This is a genomic window from Rhizobium sp. BK212 (assembly GCF_014197475.1).
GTDB classification, from domain to species: Bacteria; Pseudomonadota; Alphaproteobacteria; order Rhizobiales; family Rhizobiaceae; genus Rhizobium; species Rhizobium anhuiense.
Genome location: NZ_JACIFS010000003.1, coordinates 835,829 through 853,853 on the forward strand (window position 1 = coordinate 835,829; position 18,025 = coordinate 853,853).

Here is an 18,025-nt window from a genome sequence, read left to right on the forward strand (position 1 = left end):
AGAAGGATATTGCTCATGAAGGCCAGACGTTTCGCCCGAATCCTGTCTCTTGCGCTGCTTGCCGCCGCCGGCGGCACCGCTGCGGCCCATGCGCAATCGAAGACGCTGACCATCTCCTGGTGGGGCTATAACGGCGAGAAGATGAACGCCAACATCATCACGCCCTTCAAGAAGATCTGCGGCTGCGAGATCGTGTTCGAGACCGGCAACAACGCCGACCGGCTCAACAAGCTGAAACTGCGCGATGGCAAGGGCGTCGATGTCATCTACCTCACCGACAGCTTCTCGCAGCTCGGCATCGAACAGGGATTGTTCCAGGAGATCGATCCCTCGAAGATCCCCAACCTTGCGGATATCTACGAACTGGGCAAGGCGCCTCAGGGCAAATACGGCCCCGCCTATACGATCGGGCGCGTCGGCATCGTCTATGATTCCGCCAAGGTCAACCCGCCGATCACTGCCTGGGGCGACCTGTGGCGCGACGATCTGAAAAGCTCCGTCTCCCTGCCCGGCATCACCACCACCGCCGGCCCGCTGGTCGTTCTGGAAGCCGGCAAGCATGGCGGCGCGGATGCCTATGAGGACACCGACAAGGCCTTCTCGGAAATCGAGGCGCTGAAGCCCAATGTCGTCAAGAACTACAACACCGGCTCGGAGCTGGTAAACCTGATATCGACAGGCGAAGTGCGCGTTGCGCTAGCCCAGGACTTTACCCTGGCATCGATGCAGGCGGCCGTTCCGACGATGACATGGGCCAAGCTCAAGGACGGCGACATCGCCACGCTGAATACGGTGAACATCCCGAAGGGTTCGGAAAATGTCGAACTGGCGCATCAGTTCATCAACTTCATCCTGTCCAAGGACGTCCAGCAGGCTGAAGCCGAACAAGGCGTCGATGCGCCGATCTCGACCAAGGTCAGCCTGACTCCGGATCAGGCGAAGATCTGGACCTATGGCGCGGATATGGTCGCGAGCCTCACCCGCATCGACTATGCCAAGATGAATGCCGCCAAGGCCGACTGGATCGACCGCTGGAACGAAGTCTTCGCTCAGTAAGCTGCCGGTATCCCGGCCCGAGGCCGGTTTATTGCCGGGCCTCGGTCAGACCTGGAAGCGCCGCACATCCGAGTCCGAGATGCGGCGCTCCCGATATCAGGACATGCCACGAGTTTTGAGATGAAGCATTTTGCCAGATGGGGATTGACGATGCCGGCGACGATTGCCGTCGTTGCGCTTCTCATCGTTCCCGTCGCCATCACCATCGCGGCGACGTTTGCGGAACCGAAGGGCGTGTTTGCGCCCTATGTGACATTCTTCAGCAGCGGCTTTCGCCGGGCGGTTCTTTACCGAACGCTGGAGATCGCTCTGATCACCACGGCGATCTCCCTCACCGTGGGTTTCATCACCGCCTATGTGATCGCCCAAATGCCCGGCCGCGCGAAGAGTATCATGATCATCGCAGCGGTTTTTCCACTGCTGACAGGTGTCGTCGTCCGATCCTTCGCATGGCTGATTATTCTCGGGAAGAACGGCATCCTCAACACCATGCTGATCTCGACCGGTATCCTCAGTGAGCCGCTTTCGATGCTCTATACCGAAGGCTCGGTGATCGTCGCCATGGTCTATCTCTTCGTTCCCCTGATGATCCTGACGCTCGTCGGCGTGCTTGAGGGCATCCCGCGCGATCTGATCGATGCATCCGCTTCGCTCGGCGCCAGACCGCTGATGACATTCCTTCAGGTGATCCTGCCGCTGGCGACACCCGGCCTCATCGTCGGCGCCGTGCTGGTGTTCACCGGCAGCTTCACCTCCTATGCGACACCGCAACTGCTCGGCGGAGAAAAGCAGATGATGATGGGGACCTTCCTCTACCAGCGCGCCATGGTCACCTTCGATTGGGTGGGTGCATCGACGATCGCCGCCATCATGGTGGTGCTGACGCTCGGCGTCGTCCTCATCATGAGCCGCGTTGCACGCCGGCTCAATCCGATGGCGGTGTGATGGACAGGCGCGTTCACCCGATCCTCGCCGCCTTCGCGGCCTGCGTTTTCTTCTTCCTGCTCGCACCGCTGGTCATCATCGTCGGTGCGGCCTTCAGCGACACGACCTATCTGACCTTCCCGCCGCAGGGCCTGACATTGCGCTGGTTCGTCAATATCTTCGAGATCGAGGCCTTCCGCACGACGGCGCTGACCAGCCTGCAGGTCGCCTTTCTCGGCACGGCGCTATCGCTGCTGATCGGCATCCCGGCCGCCTATGCGATCAACCGCTACCGGGTGGAATTGCCGCGCTGGCTTTCCACCATTTTCGTCCTGCCGATCCTGGTGCCGGAGATCGTCTTCGGATTCTCGCTGATGAAGTCGGTCACGATCGGCCTCGGGCTTCCGATCTTCATCAGCCTGCTGGTCGGTCATGCGCTGCTGATCCTGCCCTATTCGGTGCGGGTCGTCGGCGCCAGCCTGGCGGCCTTCGATTTTTCCGTCGAGGAGGCGGCGATCAGCCTGGGTTGCCCGCCGCTGAAAACCTTCCTGACCGTGGTCCTGCCAAATATCCGCGCCGGGGTCATTGCCGCCTTCATCCTCGCCTTCATCACCTCGATCAACGACGTGTCGGTGTCAGTCTTCCTGACCGGTCCTGGCATCTCGACGCTGCCGATCCAGATCCTTGCGCATATGGAACAGTTCTTCGATCCGACGATCGCCTCGGTATCGGTGCTGCTGATGTTCGTGACAGTCGGCGTCATGGCCGTCGTCGAGGCCACGCTCGGTCTCACCTTCCTGACAAAGTAGAACGCTCTTGACCGTATCCCTCACCATCGATTCCATCTCCGCCCATTACGGCAGCACTGAGGTTCTCAAGGACCTGTCGATCTCAGTCATGGCCGGGGAGCTGGTTTCCCTGCTCGGCTCCAGCGGCTGCGGCAAGACGACGACATTGCGCCTGGTGGCCGGTTTTCTGCAGCCGACCAGCGGCAGCATCAAGCTCGGCGAACGCGACCTCACCGGCCTTCCTGCGCATGCGCGCGACATTGGTCTGGTCTTTCAGAACTACGCGCTTTTTCCTCACCTGAGCGTGCAGGACAATGTCGCCTTCGGCCTGAGGCAGCGTCGTGTTCCCCAGCCGGAACGGACGAAGAGAACGATGGCCATGCTGGAGCGCGTCGGCCTTTCCGCCTTCGCCGACCGCCTGCCTTCGGCTCTCTCCGGCGGCCAGAAACAGCGCGTGGCGCTCGCCCGGGCCCTGGTCATCGAGCCGCCGCTGCTGATGTTCGACGAGCCGCTTTCCAATCTCGATGCAAAGCTCAGGATCGACATGCGCGTCGAGATCAGGCAGCTCCAGCGCGCCAACGGCACGACATCGCTTTACGTCACCCACGACCAGGAAGAGGCATTCTCGATCTCCGACAGGGTGGCGATCATGAATGCCGGGCGCATCATGCAGCTCGATGCGCCGGAGGTGCTGTACCGCCAGCCGGCCAATGCCTTCGTCGCCCGGTTCGTCGGCTTCGAGAACCTGATCCGGATGAAGGTAACCGCGCGCAACGGAGCGATCGTGACCGCCGAAGCGACGGGCGGCGCACGGCTGCATCTGTCTCAGGATGCATTCGGGCCGATCAAGGACGACTTCGTGCTGGCCTGCCGCGCAGACGGCCTTGCCGTCAGCCGTGACGGCGATGGCATCGCCGCCGTGCTCGGCACCCGCACCTATCTCGGCCGGGCCTATCAGTATAAATGCGCGACATCGGCGGGAGAGATTACCGCCAATGGAGCTTTGTCCGACCCGCTGGAAACAGGGGCGTCCGCCGTACTGATCCCGCTTGCCGAGCAGTGCTGCATTCTCGACCCGGAAGATTGAGCCGCTGAGGAGAAACCATGGCCAGTATCAGCAATCAGGATATCGACGCCGTTCTTGCCCATGTGGACCGGAGCCTCGATGACAGCCTGGCGCGGCTTTTCGAGCTGATCCGCATTCCGAGCGTCTCGACCGACCCGGCCTATCGCGATCAATGCCGCGCCGCCGCCGAATGGCTGAGCCGGGATCTGGCTGCCATCGGCTTCGAAGCATCGGTGCGCAAAACGACCGGCCATCCGATGGTGGTCGCGCATGAAAAGGCGGCATCCGCACCGCATCTGCTGTTTTACGGCCATTACGATGTCCAGCCGGTCGATCCGCTGGCACTGTGGACCAGCGATCCGTTCGAGCCGCGCATGGAAGCCTTGCCGAACGGCGATACCGCGATCGTGGCGCGCGGCGCCTCCGACGACAAAGGACAATTGATGACCTTCGTCGAAGCCTGCCGCGCCTGGAAAAGCGTTACCGGGAAACTGCCGGTGCAGGTGAGCATGCTGTTCGAAGGCGAGGAAGAGGCCGGCAGTCCGAGTCTCGCACCCTTTCTGGATGCCACGGCGGACGAGTTGAAGGCCGATGCTGTTTTCGTCTGCGACACGGATATGTGGGATCGTGAAACGCCTGCCGTCACCACGATGCTGCGCGGTATCTACACCACGGAAATCGAGGTCACCTGCGCCGATCAGGACCTGCATTCCGGCATGTTCGGCAATGCCGCACGCAATCCGCTGCAGGTGTTGTCAGACATCGTTTCAAGCCTGCGGCGAACCGATGGCGGCGTTGCGGTCGAAGGTTTCTATGACGGCGTGAAAGAGCTCCCCGACGCCATCAAGGCGCTGTGGAAAAGACTGCCCTTCGACGAGGAGGCCTTTCTCGGCGATATCGGCCTGAGAGATCCGGCCGGCGAGGCAGGCCGTTCCGTCCTCGAACAGATCTGGGCGCGGCCGAGCTGCGAGATCAACGGCATGAGCGGCGGCTATACGGGCGAAGGCTTCAAGACGGTCATTCCGGCGAAGGCAAGCGCCAAGATTTCGTTTCGACTGGTGGAAGGACAGGATCCCCAAGCGACCCGCGATGCCTTCCAGCGGCATGTGCGCGCACGTATCCCCAGGGATTGTTCGGTCAGTTTCAGGGATTATGGACTTTCGCCGGCCACCGTCATGCCGATCGACAGTCCGTTTCTCACCAGGACGCTTCAGGCGCTTTCGACAGAATGGCAATGCGAAGCGGCTCTTGCCGGCACGGGAGGCTCGATCCCCATCGTCGGCGACTTCAAACGCCGGCTCGGATGCGATGCCCTCCTGGTCGGCTTTGCCCGCTTCGACAACCGCGTCCACAGCCCGAACGAAAAATATGATCTCTCCAGCTTCCACAAAGGCATACGATCCTGGGTTCGTATCCTGGCGGCCCTCGCCGACTGACGCGCGGCACTGTAACAGTTTGAATTATGCAATAGGCTGTGGTGCGGCCAGTGTCTTGCGGACCTTCGGGGCCGAGAATTAAAGCACTGTCCCATCCCTATCGACACCGAAGCAGCAGAGACCACCGATGAGGATATCAGCTCCCCGCGACTTCCTGAAAAGCCTGTTCGACGCGGCGGTTCGCGCCGCCGATCCGCTGACCGGCATCAAAGCGCATCTGCCTGACAGGCCGAAGGGAAGGACCGTGGTGATTGGCGCCGGCAAGGGCGCGGCGCAAATGGCGCGTGCCCTCGAAAGCGTCTGGGACGGAGCGATCGAAGGCCTGGTGGTCACCCGCTACGGCTATGGCTGTGAGACGCGCAGCATCGAAATCATCGAGGCCGCCCATCCGGTACCCGATGCCGCGGGGCTCGCCGGGGCAAAGCGGTTGATGGAAACGGTGAACGGCTTGACGGAAGACGATCTGGTGATCGCGCTGATCTGCGGCGGCGGCTCGGCGCTGCTGCCCGCTCCGCCGGAAGGGCTGACCCTCGAAGACGAGATTGCGCTCAACGAAATGCTGCTTGCCTCGGGCGCGCCGATTTCGGCGATGAACGTCGTGCGCAAGCATCTCTCCACCATCAAGGGCGGAAGGCTTGCGGCAGCGACCAGAGCGAAGGTCGTCAGTCTTGTTGTCTCCGACATTCCCGGCGACAACCCGGCCCATGTCGCCTCCGGGCCGACGGTGCCGGATGGTTCGACACGACACGATGCGCTCGAGATCATCCGGCAATATGGATTGCAGCTGCCGCAGGCCGCACTCGACCATCTGAACTCGCCGAAGGCCGATGCCCCTCGCCCGGACGATCCGGTCTTCTCACGGCACGCGCACCACATCATCGCCTCCGCAGGCGTTTCGCTGGAGGCCGCTGCGGCACTGGCAAAATCGCAGGGGATCGAGCCGGCGATCCTTTCGGATGCGATCGAGGGGGAATCGCGCGACGTGGCGCTGGTGCATGCAGCGATCGCCCGCGAAGTATTGGGCCGGAACAGGCCGTTTTCGAAGCCGGTCGTCATCCTTTCCGGCGGCGAGACGACGGTGACGCTCAGAGCCAAGGGCGGCAAGGGCGGACGCAACGGCGAATTCGCGCTCGCCATGGGGCTTGCGATCGACGGACAGGAGGGCATCCATGTCCTCGCCGCCGACACGGACGGGATCGACGGCTCGGAGGATAATGCCGGCGCCTTTGCCGATGGCGGCACGGTGAAGCGCCTGCGCGCCGCCGGGCTCGATCCGCGCCGCCTGCTCGACGGCAATGACAGCTATTCAGGCTTTGCGGCCAGCGGCGATCTGTTTGAAACCGGCCCGACCGGAACCAATGTCAATGATTTCAGGGCTATCCTGATCCGTTAGCAGCCCGCGGCAATGGTGGGTCAGGTCTTGATCCGCCCCTGCCCGACCAGCCAGCCGACCGATTCCTGCACCGCCTGCAGCGACTGATATCTCGGGGTAAACCCAAGCAAGCGCCTGGCTTTGGCGATCGAGCAATTCGGGCTGCGGGCGATATGCTCCCAGGTCGCCTCCGCATCCTCGGCCGTCTGGCCTTTGGCCCAGGCATCGAACGGCGCGAAGGTGAGCTTCGGCTCATGCCCGAACCACCGCGACATGGATTCGGCGTAGCCGCGAAGCGTCAGCGCCTGCTGAGAGACCGCGTGGAAACTTTCGCCGATCGAGGCATTCCAGTTGGCGATCGCATCCATGAACATCGCCGCCACATCATCGGCATGGACGTGATGAACGGTCTCCAGACCGAAATTGGGCAGCGCCAGGGTCTCTCCGCGGGCAAGGGTTGAAAAGACCTGCAGGTTGAAATTGCCGGCTGGATTGAGCGGCGCCCAGCCCGGACCGACAATATGACCGGGATGGATGATGGTGGCCGGAAATCCGCGAAGCCTTGCCTGCTGCAACAGATAGGTTTCGATATCAGCCTTCTGCGTGCCGTAACCGCCGAAGGGAGATTTCGGCGCCTCTTCCAGCGTCGGCACGGCGCTGGCATGGCCATGCGTCCAGATCGTGCCGGTATGCAGGAAATGGCCGACATGCCCCGACAGCGCCGTCACCAGCTGCTCGGCACTTTCCAGCGTGAAGCAGATCATGTCGATGACGATATCGGCTTTCACTTCACGGACGGCCGGGCCGAAATCACCCGCCCGCTCCATCGCCGCCCGATCCATCTGACGCTGATCGACAGAAGCCCAGGCATGGTTTTCCGTATAAGGCTTCGCCGTGCCGCGGCTGATCGTGACGACGTCGTGACCTGCCTCCACCAGGCGGGGAACGAGATAGGTTCCGACATGGCCCGTTGCCCCGATTACCAAAACCCGCATCGTCATTCCTCCTTTGGCATTTCCGTGTCGAATATGCTGCGCTCAGGCGATCCTGCAAGCAGACTTTTCATGATCCAGGCGGCTGGGTCAGGCCCGCTACCGGTTCTTGAAAACAAGGCAGGTGCCGCCGTGTTTGCGGATCTGGTTGCAGAGATCATTGGCTTCCATACGCGTCTGCCGACCGATGCGGGCAGCGTAGCGCGGGCGAAAACCGAAGCTGCGATCGCGCTGGCGCAGGATCAGCGGCTGCTCGGCATTCAGGGGCGCAGGCAGATCCTGCACGGCATCGAGAAACATGCGTCGGGCCACCGCGACATTCGCATTCGCCGCAAGCTGGACGCCCCAGGGGGCCCATTCGCCCTCCTGACGCCAGGGCGTGTCCTTCAACGTCCGTCTCTCCGCGAGCGCCATGCAACCATCGATGAAGGACTTGTCCTTGTCGAGCGGGGCGGCCGCATCTTGCGGTGGGTTATCCTTCCATTCCTCGACCGTATGGGCAGTGATCGCCGTGACATAGCTGCGCGTTTCGTAGGGTAATCTTCCTGACGTAAGGTAAGATGCTAGGCCGTTTTCGCCGGCATTATAGGCGGCGGCGGCAAGGCCGAGATTGCCGAAGCGATTGCGCAGTTCGTCGAGATACTGCGCCGATTTCCGCAGGGCTTCCAACACCTGGTAGCTGTCTTCAAGACCGCGCAGTTTCGCCGTTCCGGGCATGAACTGCGCAATCCCCTGCGCTCCTTTGAAGCTGACGGCATCGGGGCGAAAGGTGCTCTCGCGCCAGATGAGACGGGCGAAATAATCCGGCGGCAATTGATTGGCGCTGGCGAAATGCTCGATCGCGACGCAAAGATCACGATTGAAACTGTCCTTACGGATGCAGAGCGCTTCACCCGATCCCGACGCTGAAGGACCTGAATAGAGACAGGCCGGCGGTCCCGCGCTTCCTTCCGGCTGAGCCGTGACCGCATCCACGTGGGAAAACAAAAGGCAAAGCGAAAGCATGGCCTTCGCCGATCTCCTCCCCATGTCGGACTGACATTTCCGGCCTATCATCGGATCTCGGCGGGTTCGAACTTCCATCGCGACGCGGAATTCTCAATACCATCGATACGGGTAGGAAGCTTCCCCCATTTCCATCTCTGCACCAGGTTTCTAATTTCGCCATCAATTTTGGAACAGATATATTCGACCTGCCAAGGTCGCAGCGTCATCCTGATCGCCAGGAAATCCCGAGCGAACGAGGACGCGCAGATGATTGATCTCCACCACTGGCCAACGCCGAACGGCAAGAAGGTTTCGATCTTCCTGGAGGAAACCGGCACGCCCTACCGGCTGGTGCCGGTCAATATCGGCCGGGGCGACCAGTTCAAACCCGATTATCTCAGGCTCAATCCCAATCACCGCATGCCTGCTATCGTCGACCACACGCCTGCCGACGGCGGCGGGCCGCTCAGCGTCTTCGAATCCGGTGCAATCCTCTTCTACCTCGCCGAAAAGACCGGAAGATTCTGGCCGCAGGATCTGCGCGGCAAATACGAGGTGACGCAATGGGTGATCTGGCAGATGGCCAACCAGGGACCGAAACTCGGCGAAGCCGGTCACTTCCGCCGTCTCGGCGATCGCGAGGGCGATCAGCCCTATGCTGTGCGGCGTTTCACCGACGAAGCCAACCGCCTCTACGGTGTTCTCAACATGCGGCTTCATGACCGGCGTTATCTCGCCGGCGACGAATTCACCATCGCCGACATCATCAGCTATCCCTGGACCGTCAACTGGCAGGCGCAGGGCCAGGACATCGATGAATTCAAGCATTTCAAGCGATGGTTCGAGGAGGTCGGCGCACGGCCCGGCGTCCAGCGCGGCCTTGCGGTCGGCGCCGACCTTGGCACCGACAACAGCAAGCTCTCCGAAGAGGAACAGTCGCGCATCCGCAAGATCCTCTACAACCAGCGCGCCCTTCCTGTTCAGGATTGAGATTCGGCCCGGCTGGAGATAACCATAGCGGCAACCGAGCCGGCACCTGCCGGGGAGCCAGGGGGCTTGGGGAGCAGCTGGTGTTGCGACTTGGGTGTGACTTGGGGGTGTAACCGGCAATGACAAGACCTGTAATCGGCATCATCGGGAATGCCCGCATCGTCGAAAGCCGATTTCCGGCTCAGCATGTCGGAGAAAACAATCTGCGGGCCGTGGCCGATGTCGCAGAAGCCTTGCCGCTGATGTTTGCCGGCAATCCCAAACTGGCCGATATCGCCGATCTGCTGGCTGTCGTCGACGGCATTCTGCTGACAGGCGCCAGAGCCAATGTCCATCCCAGCCGTTTCAACACGGTGCCGGATCCCAAGCATGAACCTTATGACGAGGATCGTGACGGGCTGGCGCTGCCATTGATCGAAGCCTGTGTAGCGCGCGGCGTTCCTATTTTCGGCATATGCCGCGGTTTCCAGGAAATGAACGTCGCGGCCGGCGGCTCGCTGCATCCCGAAATCCGGGAATTGCCCGGACGCATGAACCACCGAATGCCGCGCCTGGAAACCGGCGAAATCCATCCCGACCTCGCCATCGTTTTCGGCGATCGTCACGATGTTCAACTTATACAGGATGGGATGTTTGCACGCATCCTCGGCCGGGAGACGATCCGGGTGAACTCCCTGCATGGACAGGGCATTCTCGAGCTTGGCGACAGGGTCGTTGCCGAAGGCATTGCAGAGGACGGGACGATCGAGGCGATACGGTTCAAGGATGCGCCGGGATTTGCGCTCGGCGTGCAATGGCATGCCGAATACGATCCGCACACCAACCCCGTGAACCGTGCGTTGTTTCAGGCATTCGGCGATGCGGTTCGGGCACGAAAAGCCACCGCTTAATCTGACAACTGCGGCGATCATCACCGCCTTCCGCATCAACAAAAAGCCGCCGCGAAACTGCTTTCGCGGCGGCTTTGTAGCAGTTGGGAAGCAGCAGCGATCAGGCGGTCGGCTGCTTGGTCTTCCTCAGATAGGGCAGAACCGTATCGAAGGAACCGAAACGCGTGATCGCGTCTTCGTTGGAAACCGCGGCGGTGATGATGACGTCCTCGCCCTGGTTCCAGTTCGCCGGCGTCGCCACCTGGTGCTTGGCCGTCAGCTGGATGGAATCGATGGCGCGCAGGATCTCATTGAAATTGCGGCCCGTCGTCATCGGATAGGTCAGGATCAGTTTGATCTTCTTGTCGGGACCGATGATGAAAACCGAACGCACCGTCGCATTGTCGGCGGGCGTGCGGCCTTCAGAGCTCTCGCCGGCGCCGGCCGGCAGCATGTCATAGAGCTTGGCGACCTTGAGGTCCTTGTCACCGATCAGGGGATATTCGACGTCGAAACCGGTGGCGGTCTTGATGTCGTTCTTCCACTTGGCATGGCTTTCCACAGGATCGACGGAGATGCCGATGATCTTGGCACCACGCTTGGAAAACTCCCCCGCCAAGCCGGCCATGGCGCCGAGCTCGGTGGTGCAGACAGGCGTGAAATTCTTCGGATGCGAGAACAGGACGGCCCAGCCATTGCCGATCCAATCATGGAAGCTGATCGGTCCCTGGGTGGTGTCGGCGGTAAAATCGGGGGCAATATCGTTGATGCGTAAGCTCATGGTCGGCCCTCCAAAGCCTTGTGTTCAATGTTGTTCTTCTTAAATCGAGGCCATGGGATCCGTCCGCCGGGAGCGGTCGCGAGATTGCGGTCAACAGGATCGCACCGGCCGAAGGTAAAAGACTTCCCATTCCAGGATTTTAAGTAAGTCATATACCACGATTACCGAAGGCATGCTCTTTCGATTTCCGGCCTGCTCCGGCATTATTTTTCCGGCATGTGCGCGCGACAAAGAGACCGATGGTTTTCCATCGGTCCCGTCAAAAGCGGCAGGCACAACTGCCTTGCCCCTTGCTTCAGGCGGCCTGGATGGATTTGATCCTGTCGATGCCGCCGACAACAGGCGCGAAATTGTCCCATACGCCCTGGACGCCCTTCTGCCATTCGTCGAAGGCTTCCGGCTTCAGGAGCTTCCGCCATGGCCAAGCGCCGTCTCGACGGATTTGGCTTCACCATCGACGATCAGCTGGTTGAAATAGGCGGCTCCTTCGCTGAAGGCCTGCTGGAACACCGCGCCATGCAGTGCGGTCATGCGCTGCTGGCCGACGGAATGCCCTCGCCCGAAAATGCGGCAATTTGATTATTTTTTGCGCATATCTATTTTTGCACAGTTTTCAGGCGACACCTTGCCAAAATTGCTGCAGCGCGTCATAAATATAGCAATGACGCATCGCGATCTGACAATTCTGGTGATCGACGAAAATGCCATTCGCGCCTCCATCATCGAAGAGGGGCTGCGCGAGGCAGGGCATGCGCACGTCACCGTGGTCCATGAGGTCAACGGCATTGCGCGAATCATCGAAACGCTGATGCCCGACGTGATCATCATCGATATCGAAAATCCCAATCGCGACATGATGGAGCATCTCTTCCAGCTGACGCGCACGGTCAGCCGTCCGATCGCCATGTTCGTCGATCGCTCCGACACCGCCTCGATCGAGGCCGCCGTCGATGCCGGCGTCTCGGCCTATATCGTCGATGGCCTGAAGAAGGAACGCGTCAAGCCGATCCTCGACATGGCCGTCAGCCGCTTCAACGCCTTCAGCCGGCTGCGGCGCGAGCTTGCCGATGCCCGCTCAGCGCTGGAAGAACGCAAGCTCATCGAGCGCGCCAAGGGCATATTGATGAAGATGCGCGGCCTGTCTGAGGAAGAGGCCTTCGCCCTGCTGCGGCAGACGGCGATGAACGAAAAGAAGAAGATGTCGGAAATCGCCCAGAGCGTCGTCACCGCCGCGGGGCTGTTGATGTAATGGCCGACCTGATGAATTTCCGGAGGAAACCGGAGTGGATATGATGACGAAGACCGCCAAATCAGGCGGCGAGTTGCCCTCGCCCATGCGCCTGAATGCCGAAGGACCGAAAGTGCTCAGGGCCGGTTTCATTCCGCTCGTCGATGCGTCAGTGCTGATTGCAGCGGCGGAATTCGGTTTCGCGCAGAAGGAAGGCCTGACGCTCGATCTCGTCAAGGATGTCTCCTGGGCGAATGTGCGTGACCGTCTGGCATTCCGCCAGTTCGATATCGCCCACATGCTGTCGCCAATGCCCGTCGCCTCCATGCTCGGCCTCGGCTCCAATCCCTCACCGACGATCACACCGTTTTCGCTGGGGCGCGGCGGCAATGCGATCACCCTGTCGACGCGGCTCTTCGACAGGATGCGCAATGACGCGGGACTGCCGGAAACGGCAGGCGCGCTCGACAATGCCCGCGCCCTGGCAAAAACACTGGCGGCGATGAAGGTGCGCGGCGAACCGCTGCCGACCTTCGGGGTCACCTATCCCTTCTCCTCGCATAATTACGAATTCCGCTACTGGCTGGCCGCCGGCGGCATCGATCCCGATAAGGACGTCAAGCTCGTCGTGGTGCCGCCGCCGATGACTTCGGATGCGCTGGCCGCCGGTGCGATCGACGGTTTCTGCGTCGGCGCGCCGTGGAATATGGTCGCTTCGGAGCGCGGCGTCGGCCGCATCGTCGCCGCCAAGCAGGATATCTGGCCGTCCGCCCCGGAAAAGGTGATCGGCATGCGGCCGGATTGGGCGGAAACCCATCCGGAAACCGTTTCCAGGCTGATCGTGGCGCTCGATGCGGCAGCCCGCTGGTGCGACCAGCCGGACAATCACGATGCGCTGGCGGCCGCTCTTGCCGACCCCCGCTATATCGCTGCCCCCGTCGAGATCATCCGCCGCGTGCTCGCCGGCGAATTCAGCCTCGACGCAAAGGGCAACCGGCGCATCATCGCCGATTATTTCATGTTCCATTCCGGATTCGCCAATTATCCTCGGCCAAGCCAGGCGCTGTGGATATACAGCCAGATGATCCGCTGGGGGCAGGCCGAGGCCAGCCTCAACATGGCAAGGGCTGCCGCGTCCGCCTACCGCCCGGATCTCTATCGGACAGCGCTCGGCGACGGCAACGCACCCGATGATGCCGATATCCGCATCGAAGGCGGCGACGAGGGCGACCGTTTCATGGACGGCCATGTCTTCGACCCGGCGAGGCTACCTGATTATGTCGCAGGCTTTGCCGTCAAAAGCGCCCTGCCCTTCGTTACCGGCGACGAAATCTAATCCACGCCCGCTTGCCCAAAACGCCAGCAAGGATCTGCGCCCCACATGGCAAGCGCACAAAAGATTAGCACAACTGTCGACAGCTCGAAAAACAAGCAAACGGCCGATTTCGAGAAATGTAAATAAATCAATACATTACACAAAAAGCGACAAACTGGCACGCAGCTTGCAAGGATATTACCGCACCGGTCAAAGGCGATCTGCGCAGAAAGAGCGCCAGCAGGCGTTCACGGAAGACACGGAGATCCTCTTCAAATGGAAGAAGCAGATCTCGGTGATTTGAAATCAAATACCTGGGCGATCATGTCGATTGTCTCCGGGTAACCGGCCGGAAGGCCCAAGAATTCGGCGTCCAACGGCGGGCGCCACCAGCAAAGCCGCTGATCAGGATATTTCGCGCACCTCGTGTATGCGCGTCCTGACCAGCGGCTTTTTGTTTTAACCCTCAGCGATGGATCGGCACGACCTTGTCGGGCCCCGGAGAAGTTATGTCTGTCATCGAGAAAGTGCCACCCATGTCCGCCGGCGAACCAGCCAAAGCATTGTGGATTTCCACGGTCGCCTTCACCCTCTGTTTTGCCGTCTGGACGATCTTCGCGATCATCGGCATTCGCATCAAGCAGGATCTCGGGCTGAACGAGGCCGAGTTCGGCCTGCTGGTCGGCACTCCGGTGCTGACCGGTTCGCTCGTGCGCATCGTCCTCGGCATCTGGACGGGGCGTTACGGTGGCCGTCTCGTTTACACGCTCACCATGCTGGCCGCCGCATTGGCGACCTTCCTGCTCTCCTATGCCCAGACTTATACGCAAATGCTGATCGCCGGCCTCGGTGTCGGCCTTGCCGGCGGCTCGTTTGCGGTCGGTGTCGCCTATGTCTCGCCTTTCTTTCCGGCGGAGAAGCAGGGAACCGCGCTCGGCATCTTCGGCGCCGGCAATGTCGGCGCAGCCGTGACCAAATTCGCCGCTCCTTTCGTGCTGCTCGCCTGGGGCTGGCAGGCGGTTGCCGAGATCTGGGCCGTCTGTCTGGCGCTGATGGCCATCGTCTTCTGGTTCACCACGACCGATGATCCGGCCTACCGTCTCCGCCGCGAGCGCAACGTCGCGTCCAAGAGTTTTGCCCAGGAATTCGCGCCGCTGCAGAACGTTCAGGTCTGGCGCTTCTCGCTCTACTATTTCTTCGCCTTCGGCGGCTTCGTCGCCCTGTCGCTGTGGCTGCCGCGCTACCTCGTCGGCGTCTACGGCTTCAACCTCGAAACTGCCGGCATGATCGCGGCCGCCTATTCCATTCCCGGCAGCATCTTCCGCGCCTTCGGCGGCGTGCTGTCGGACAAGAAGGGGGCGCGCAGCGTCATGTATACGATGTTTGCCGTGTCGGCGGTCGCCACCCTCATCCTGTCGCTACCGGCTACTACCATCACGCCGGTCATCTTCATCGTGGTGATCTTCGTGCTCGGCTTCTTCATGAGCCTCGGCAAGGCTGCCGTGTACAAGCACATTCCGGCCTACTATCCGGAAAACGTCGGCGCAGTCGGCGGCGTCGTCGGGATGATGGGCGGCCTTGGCGGCTTCATCCTTCCGATCGCCTTCGGCCTCCTCAAGGACATGACCGGCCTCTGGTCCAGCTGTTTCCTGCTGCTCTTTGCGATCGTCGTCACCTCACTCATCTGGATGCACCTGTCCGTCAAGCAACTGTCGCGCCAAGGGCACTCGGCGCCCGTGGCTTCAACCTGATCTAAGGACTTGGAAATATGACCGAAAAACTCGTCATCATCGGCAATGGCATGGCGCCCGGGCGCATGCTGGAGCACCTCTTCGAACAGGCGCCCGGACGCTATGAAGTTACGATCTTCAATGCCGAGCCGCGCGTCAACTACGACCGCATCATGCTGTCGCCGGTTCTCTCCGGCGAGAAGGATTACGAGCAGATCATCATTCACGGTGACGGCTGGTATATCAAGCACGGCATCATGCTCTACAAGGGCCACAAGATCGTCAATATCGATCGCGTCGCCAAGACCGTCACCTCCGACCACGGCGTCACCGAAAGCTACGACAAGCTGGTGATCGCAACTGGTTCCGTGCCCTTCATCATCCCCGTTCCCGGCAAGGATCTGCCCGGCGTCATCACCTATCGCGATCTCGACGACGTGCAGGCCATGCTGCTTGCCGCCCAGTCGCGCGAAAAGGCTGTCGTGATCGGCGGCGGCCTGCTTGGCCTGGAAGCAGCCGCCGGTCTTGCCCAGCGCGGCATGGACGTCACCGTGCTGCACGTCATGCCGACGCTGATGGAGCGCCAGCTCGATCCCGCCGCCGGGTATCTCTTGCAGAAGGCGGTCGAGGAGCGCGGCATCAAGGTCATCTGCAAGGCCAATACCAAGGCGATCATCGGCAACGGCAAGGTCGAAGGCATCGAGCTTGACGACGGCCGCATCATCCCAGCTACGCTTGTTGTGATGGCCGTCGGCATTCGTCCCAGTGTCGGCCTTGCGAAGGACGCCGGCATTGCGGTCAACCGCGGCATCGTCGTCGATTCCGGCATGCAGACCTCGGATGGCGATATTCTCGCGCTCGGCGAATGCGCCGAAGTGGGCGGCATGGTCTATGGCCTCGTTGCGCCGCTCTATGAAATGGCCCGAATCGCTGCCGCGCATCTCTCTGGCGATCGCTCGCCCGCCTTCGTTCACGCCGATACGCCGACCAAGCTCAAGGTCACCGGCATCGAGCTTTATTCACTCGGTGACTTCGCCGACGGCGACGACCGCGAGGAGATCGTGCTGCGCGATGCCAGCGCCGGCGTCTACAAGCGCCTGGTGCTGAAGGACAACAAGATCATCGGCACTGTGCTTTACGGCGAGACCGCCGACGGGGCATGGTTCAACGATCTGAAGAAGAAGGCCACCGATATTTCGGAGATGCGCGAGACGCTGATCTTCGGACAGGCCTATCAGGGAGGGTCGCCGCTGGACCCTATGGCGGCCGTTGCAGCCTTGCCGGATGACGCGGAGATCTGTGGCTGCAACGGCGTATGCAAGGGCAAAATCACTTCGACGATTTCAGGCAAGGGGCTGACGTCGCTCGACGACGTCCGTGCCCACACGAAGGCATCCGCCTCGTGCGGCTCCTGTACCGGCCTCGTCGAGCAACTCATGGCACTGACGCTCGGAGACAGCTACAATCCGGCCGCCGTCCAGCCGATGTGCACCTGTACCGAACTCGGCCATGACGATGTCCGCCGTCTGATCAAGGCCAAGGGCCTGAAGAGCATACCTGCCGTCATGCAGGAGCTGGAATGGAAGACTTCCTGCGGCTGCGCCAAATGTCGGCCGGCGCTCAACTATTACCTCGTCTGCGACTGGCCGGACGAATATGCCGACGACTACCAGTCGCGTTTCATCAATGAGCGCGTGCATGCCAATATCCAGAAGGACGGCACCTACTCCGTCGTTCCGCGCATGTGGGGCGGCGTCACCAATTCGAACGAGCTGCGCGCCATCGCCGATGTCGTCGACAAATTCGAGATCCCGATGGTCAAGGTGACCGGCGGCCAGCGCATCGACCTGCTCGGCATCGAGAAGGAAGACCTGCCCGCCGTCTGGGCCGATCTCGGCAAGGCCGGCTTCGTCTCCGGCCAGGCCTATGCCAAGGGTCTGCGTACCGTGAAGACCTGCGTCGGCTCGGACTGGTGCCGCTTCGGCACGCAGGACTCCACCGGTCTCGGCATTCGCATCGAGAAATTCATGTGGGGCTCCTGGACGCCGGCCAAGCTGAAGATGGCCGTCTCCGGCTGCCCGCGTAACTGCGCGGAAGCAACCTGTAAGGACATCGGCGTTATCTGCGTGGATTCCGGTTTCGAAATCCATTTCGCCGGTGCGGCCGGTCTCGACATCAAGGGCACGGAGGTTCTTGGGCTTGTCCGGACCGAGGACGAGGCGCTGGAGCATATCGTGGCGCTGACGCAGATGTACCGCGAGCAGGCCCGCTATCTCGAGCGCATCTACAAGTGGGCCAAGCGCATCGGCCTGGAGGAAATCCGCCGCCAGATCATGGGCGATGCCGAAAAGCGCCAAGCCTATTACGACCGCTTCGTCTTCAGCCAGAAATTTGCCCAGGTCGATCCCTGGTCGGAGCGTGTTTCCGGCAAGGACAAGCACGAGTTCAAGCCGATGGCGACGATCGGCTATCCGCAGGCAGCCGAGTAAGG

15 protein-coding genes and 1 pseudogene are annotated in these 18,025 nt (G+C 61.3%); 12 read left to right on the forward strand and 4 right to left on the reverse strand.

The features are described from left to right. Positions 1-15 precede the first annotated feature (15 nt). From FHT79_RS14135 to FHT79_RS14160, 6 genes are all read left to right on the forward strand, one after another. Positions 16-1,056 (forward strand): ABC transporter substrate-binding protein, encoded by a 1,041-nt coding sequence (locus FHT79_RS14135; RefSeq protein WP_047614733.1) that lies wholly within the window; start codon positions 16-18, stop codon positions 1,054-1,056. 120 nt (positions 1,057-1,176) lie between these two features. Beyond that, positions 1,177-2,001, forward strand: a complete 825-nt coding sequence (locus FHT79_RS14140) for an ABC transporter permease (RefSeq protein WP_047614731.1) — start codon at positions 1,177-1,179, stop codon at positions 1,999-2,001. After that, positions 1,998-2,789 carry an ABC transporter permease gene (locus FHT79_RS14145; RefSeq protein WP_047614729.1) on the forward strand — a complete coding sequence of 264 codons (792 nt, stop codon included), beginning with the start codon at positions 1,998-2,000 and terminating at the stop codon, positions 2,787-2,789. The genes FHT79_RS14140 and FHT79_RS14145 overlap by 4 nt, the downstream gene beginning before the upstream one ends. Positions 2,790-2,796: 7 nt before the next feature. Beyond that, positions 2,797-3,855 (forward strand): ABC transporter ATP-binding protein, encoded by a 1,059-nt coding sequence (locus FHT79_RS14150; protein WP_047614727.1) that lies wholly within the window; start codon positions 2,797-2,799, stop codon positions 3,853-3,855. Between the two features lie 17 nt (positions 3,856-3,872). Further along, complete coding sequence (locus FHT79_RS14155) at positions 3,873-5,270, forward strand: dipeptidase (protein WP_183903489.1); 1,398 nt, start codon at positions 3,873-3,875, stop codon at positions 5,268-5,270. Positions 5,271-5,397: 127 nt separating this feature from the next. Further along, the gene (locus FHT79_RS14160) at positions 5,398-6,663 is read left to right on the forward strand and encodes a glycerate kinase (RefSeq protein WP_097594633.1); all 1,266 of its coding nucleotides are present in this window, start codon (positions 5,398-5,400) and stop codon (positions 6,661-6,663) included. A gap of 20 nt (positions 6,664-6,683) precedes the next feature. Here the strand turns inward: FHT79_RS14160 and FHT79_RS14165 are convergent, their stop codons facing one another. Both FHT79_RS14165 and FHT79_RS14170 read right to left on the reverse strand, forming a co-directional pair. After that, entirely contained in the window at positions 6,684-7,637 is a 954-nt protein-coding gene (locus FHT79_RS14165) for an NAD(P)-dependent oxidoreductase (RefSeq protein WP_183903490.1), read from the reverse strand. A 96-nt stretch (positions 7,638-7,733) separates the two neighbouring features. After that, on the reverse strand, positions 7,734-8,717 hold the full coding sequence (locus FHT79_RS14170; RefSeq protein WP_183903491.1) for a lytic transglycosylase domain-containing protein: 984 nt from the start codon (positions 8,715-8,717) through the stop codon (positions 7,734-7,736). Positions 8,718-8,888: 171 nt separating this feature from the next. Here FHT79_RS14170 and FHT79_RS14175 point away from each other — a divergent pair, with 171 nt between their 5' ends. Next, positions 8,889-9,611 carry a glutathione binding-like protein gene (locus FHT79_RS14175; RefSeq protein ID WP_183903492.1) on the forward strand — a complete coding sequence of 241 codons (723 nt, stop codon included), beginning with the start codon at positions 8,889-8,891 and terminating at the stop codon, positions 9,609-9,611. 119 nt (positions 9,612-9,730) lie between these two features. Next, complete coding sequence (locus FHT79_RS14180; protein ID WP_183903493.1) at positions 9,731-10,501, forward strand: gamma-glutamyl-gamma-aminobutyrate hydrolase family protein; 771 nt, start codon at positions 9,731-9,733, stop codon at positions 10,499-10,501. A gap of 100 nt (positions 10,502-10,601) precedes the next feature. Here the strand turns inward: FHT79_RS14180 and FHT79_RS14185 are convergent, their stop codons facing one another. Both FHT79_RS14185 and FHT79_RS14190 read right to left on the reverse strand, forming a co-directional pair. Next, positions 10,602-11,261, reverse strand: coding sequence for a peroxiredoxin (locus FHT79_RS14185; protein WP_017964008.1), 660 nt, complete (start codon positions 11,259-11,261; stop codon positions 10,602-10,604). A gap of 295 nt (positions 11,262-11,556) precedes the next feature. Next, positions 11,557-11,768: pseudogene (locus FHT79_RS14190) on the reverse strand (TRAP transporter substrate-binding protein); the annotation flags it as partial. A gap of 154 nt (positions 11,769-11,922) precedes the next feature. Between FHT79_RS14190 and FHT79_RS14195 the strand changes: the two are divergent. The 4 genes from FHT79_RS14195 to nirB all read left to right on the forward strand — a co-directional run bounded on the left by FHT79_RS14195 (position 11,923) and on the right by nirB (position 18,023). Next, positions 11,923-12,510 carry an ANTAR domain-containing response regulator gene (locus tag FHT79_RS14195; protein ID WP_047614717.1) on the forward strand — a complete coding sequence of 196 codons (588 nt, stop codon included), beginning with the start codon at positions 11,923-11,925 and terminating at the stop codon, positions 12,508-12,510. A gap of 34 nt (positions 12,511-12,544) precedes the next feature. Continuing rightward, complete coding sequence (locus FHT79_RS14200; RefSeq protein ID WP_174824492.1) at positions 12,545-13,825, forward strand: CmpA/NrtA family ABC transporter substrate-binding protein; 1,281 nt, start codon at positions 12,545-12,547, stop codon at positions 13,823-13,825. A 488-nt stretch (positions 13,826-14,313) separates the two neighbouring features. Further along, the gene (locus FHT79_RS14205) at positions 14,314-15,555 is read left to right on the forward strand and encodes a nitrate/nitrite transporter (RefSeq protein WP_183903495.1); all 1,242 of its coding nucleotides are present in this window, start codon (positions 14,314-14,316) and stop codon (positions 15,553-15,555) included. 17 nt (positions 15,556-15,572) lie between these two features. Beyond that, complete coding sequence (nirB, locus tag FHT79_RS14210) at positions 15,573-18,023, forward strand: nitrite reductase large subunit NirB (RefSeq protein ID WP_047614711.1); 2,451 nt, start codon at positions 15,573-15,575, stop codon at positions 18,021-18,023. The last annotated feature ends 2 nt before the right edge of the window (positions 18,024-18,025 follow it).

Excerpts from the sequence above, each read along its gene's own strand:
- FHT79_RS14135 (WP_047614733.1), top strand. The coding sequence starts at position 16 with ATGAAGGCCAGACGTTTCGCCCGAATCCTGTCTCTTGCGCTGCTTGCC.
- FHT79_RS14140 (WP_047614731.1), top strand. The coding sequence starts at position 1,177 with ATGAAGCATTTTGCCAGATGGGGATTGACGATGCCGGCGACGATTGCC.
- FHT79_RS14155 (WP_183903489.1), top strand. The coding sequence starts at position 3,873 with ATGGCCAGTATCAGCAATCAGGATATCGACGCCGTTCTTGCCCATGTG.
- FHT79_RS14160 (WP_097594633.1), top strand. The coding sequence starts at position 5,398 with ATGAGGATATCAGCTCCCCGCGACTTCCTGAAAAGCCTGTTCGACGCG.
- FHT79_RS14165 (WP_183903490.1), bottom strand. The coding sequence starts at position 7,637 with ATGCGGGTTTTGGTAATCGGGGCAACGGGCCATGTCGGAACCTATCTC.
- FHT79_RS14170 (WP_183903491.1), bottom strand. The coding sequence starts at position 8,717 with ATGGAAGTTCGAACCCGCCGAGATCCGATGATAGGCCGGAAATGTCAG.
- FHT79_RS14175 (WP_183903492.1), top strand. The coding sequence starts at position 8,889 with ATGATTGATCTCCACCACTGGCCAACGCCGAACGGCAAGAAGGTTTCG.
- FHT79_RS14180 (WP_183903493.1), top strand. The coding sequence starts at position 9,731 with ATGACAAGACCTGTAATCGGCATCATCGGGAATGCCCGCATCGTCGAA.
- FHT79_RS14185 (WP_017964008.1), bottom strand. The coding sequence starts at position 11,261 with ATGAGCTTACGCATCAACGATATTGCCCCCGATTTTACCGCCGACACC.
- FHT79_RS14195 (WP_047614717.1), top strand. The coding sequence starts at position 11,923 with ATGACGCATCGCGATCTGACAATTCTGGTGATCGACGAAAATGCCATT.
- FHT79_RS14205 (WP_183903495.1), top strand. The coding sequence starts at position 14,314 with ATGTCTGTCATCGAGAAAGTGCCACCCATGTCCGCCGGCGAACCAGCC.
- nirB (WP_047614711.1), top strand. The coding sequence starts at position 15,573 with ATGACCGAAAAACTCGTCATCATCGGCAATGGCATGGCGCCCGGGCGC.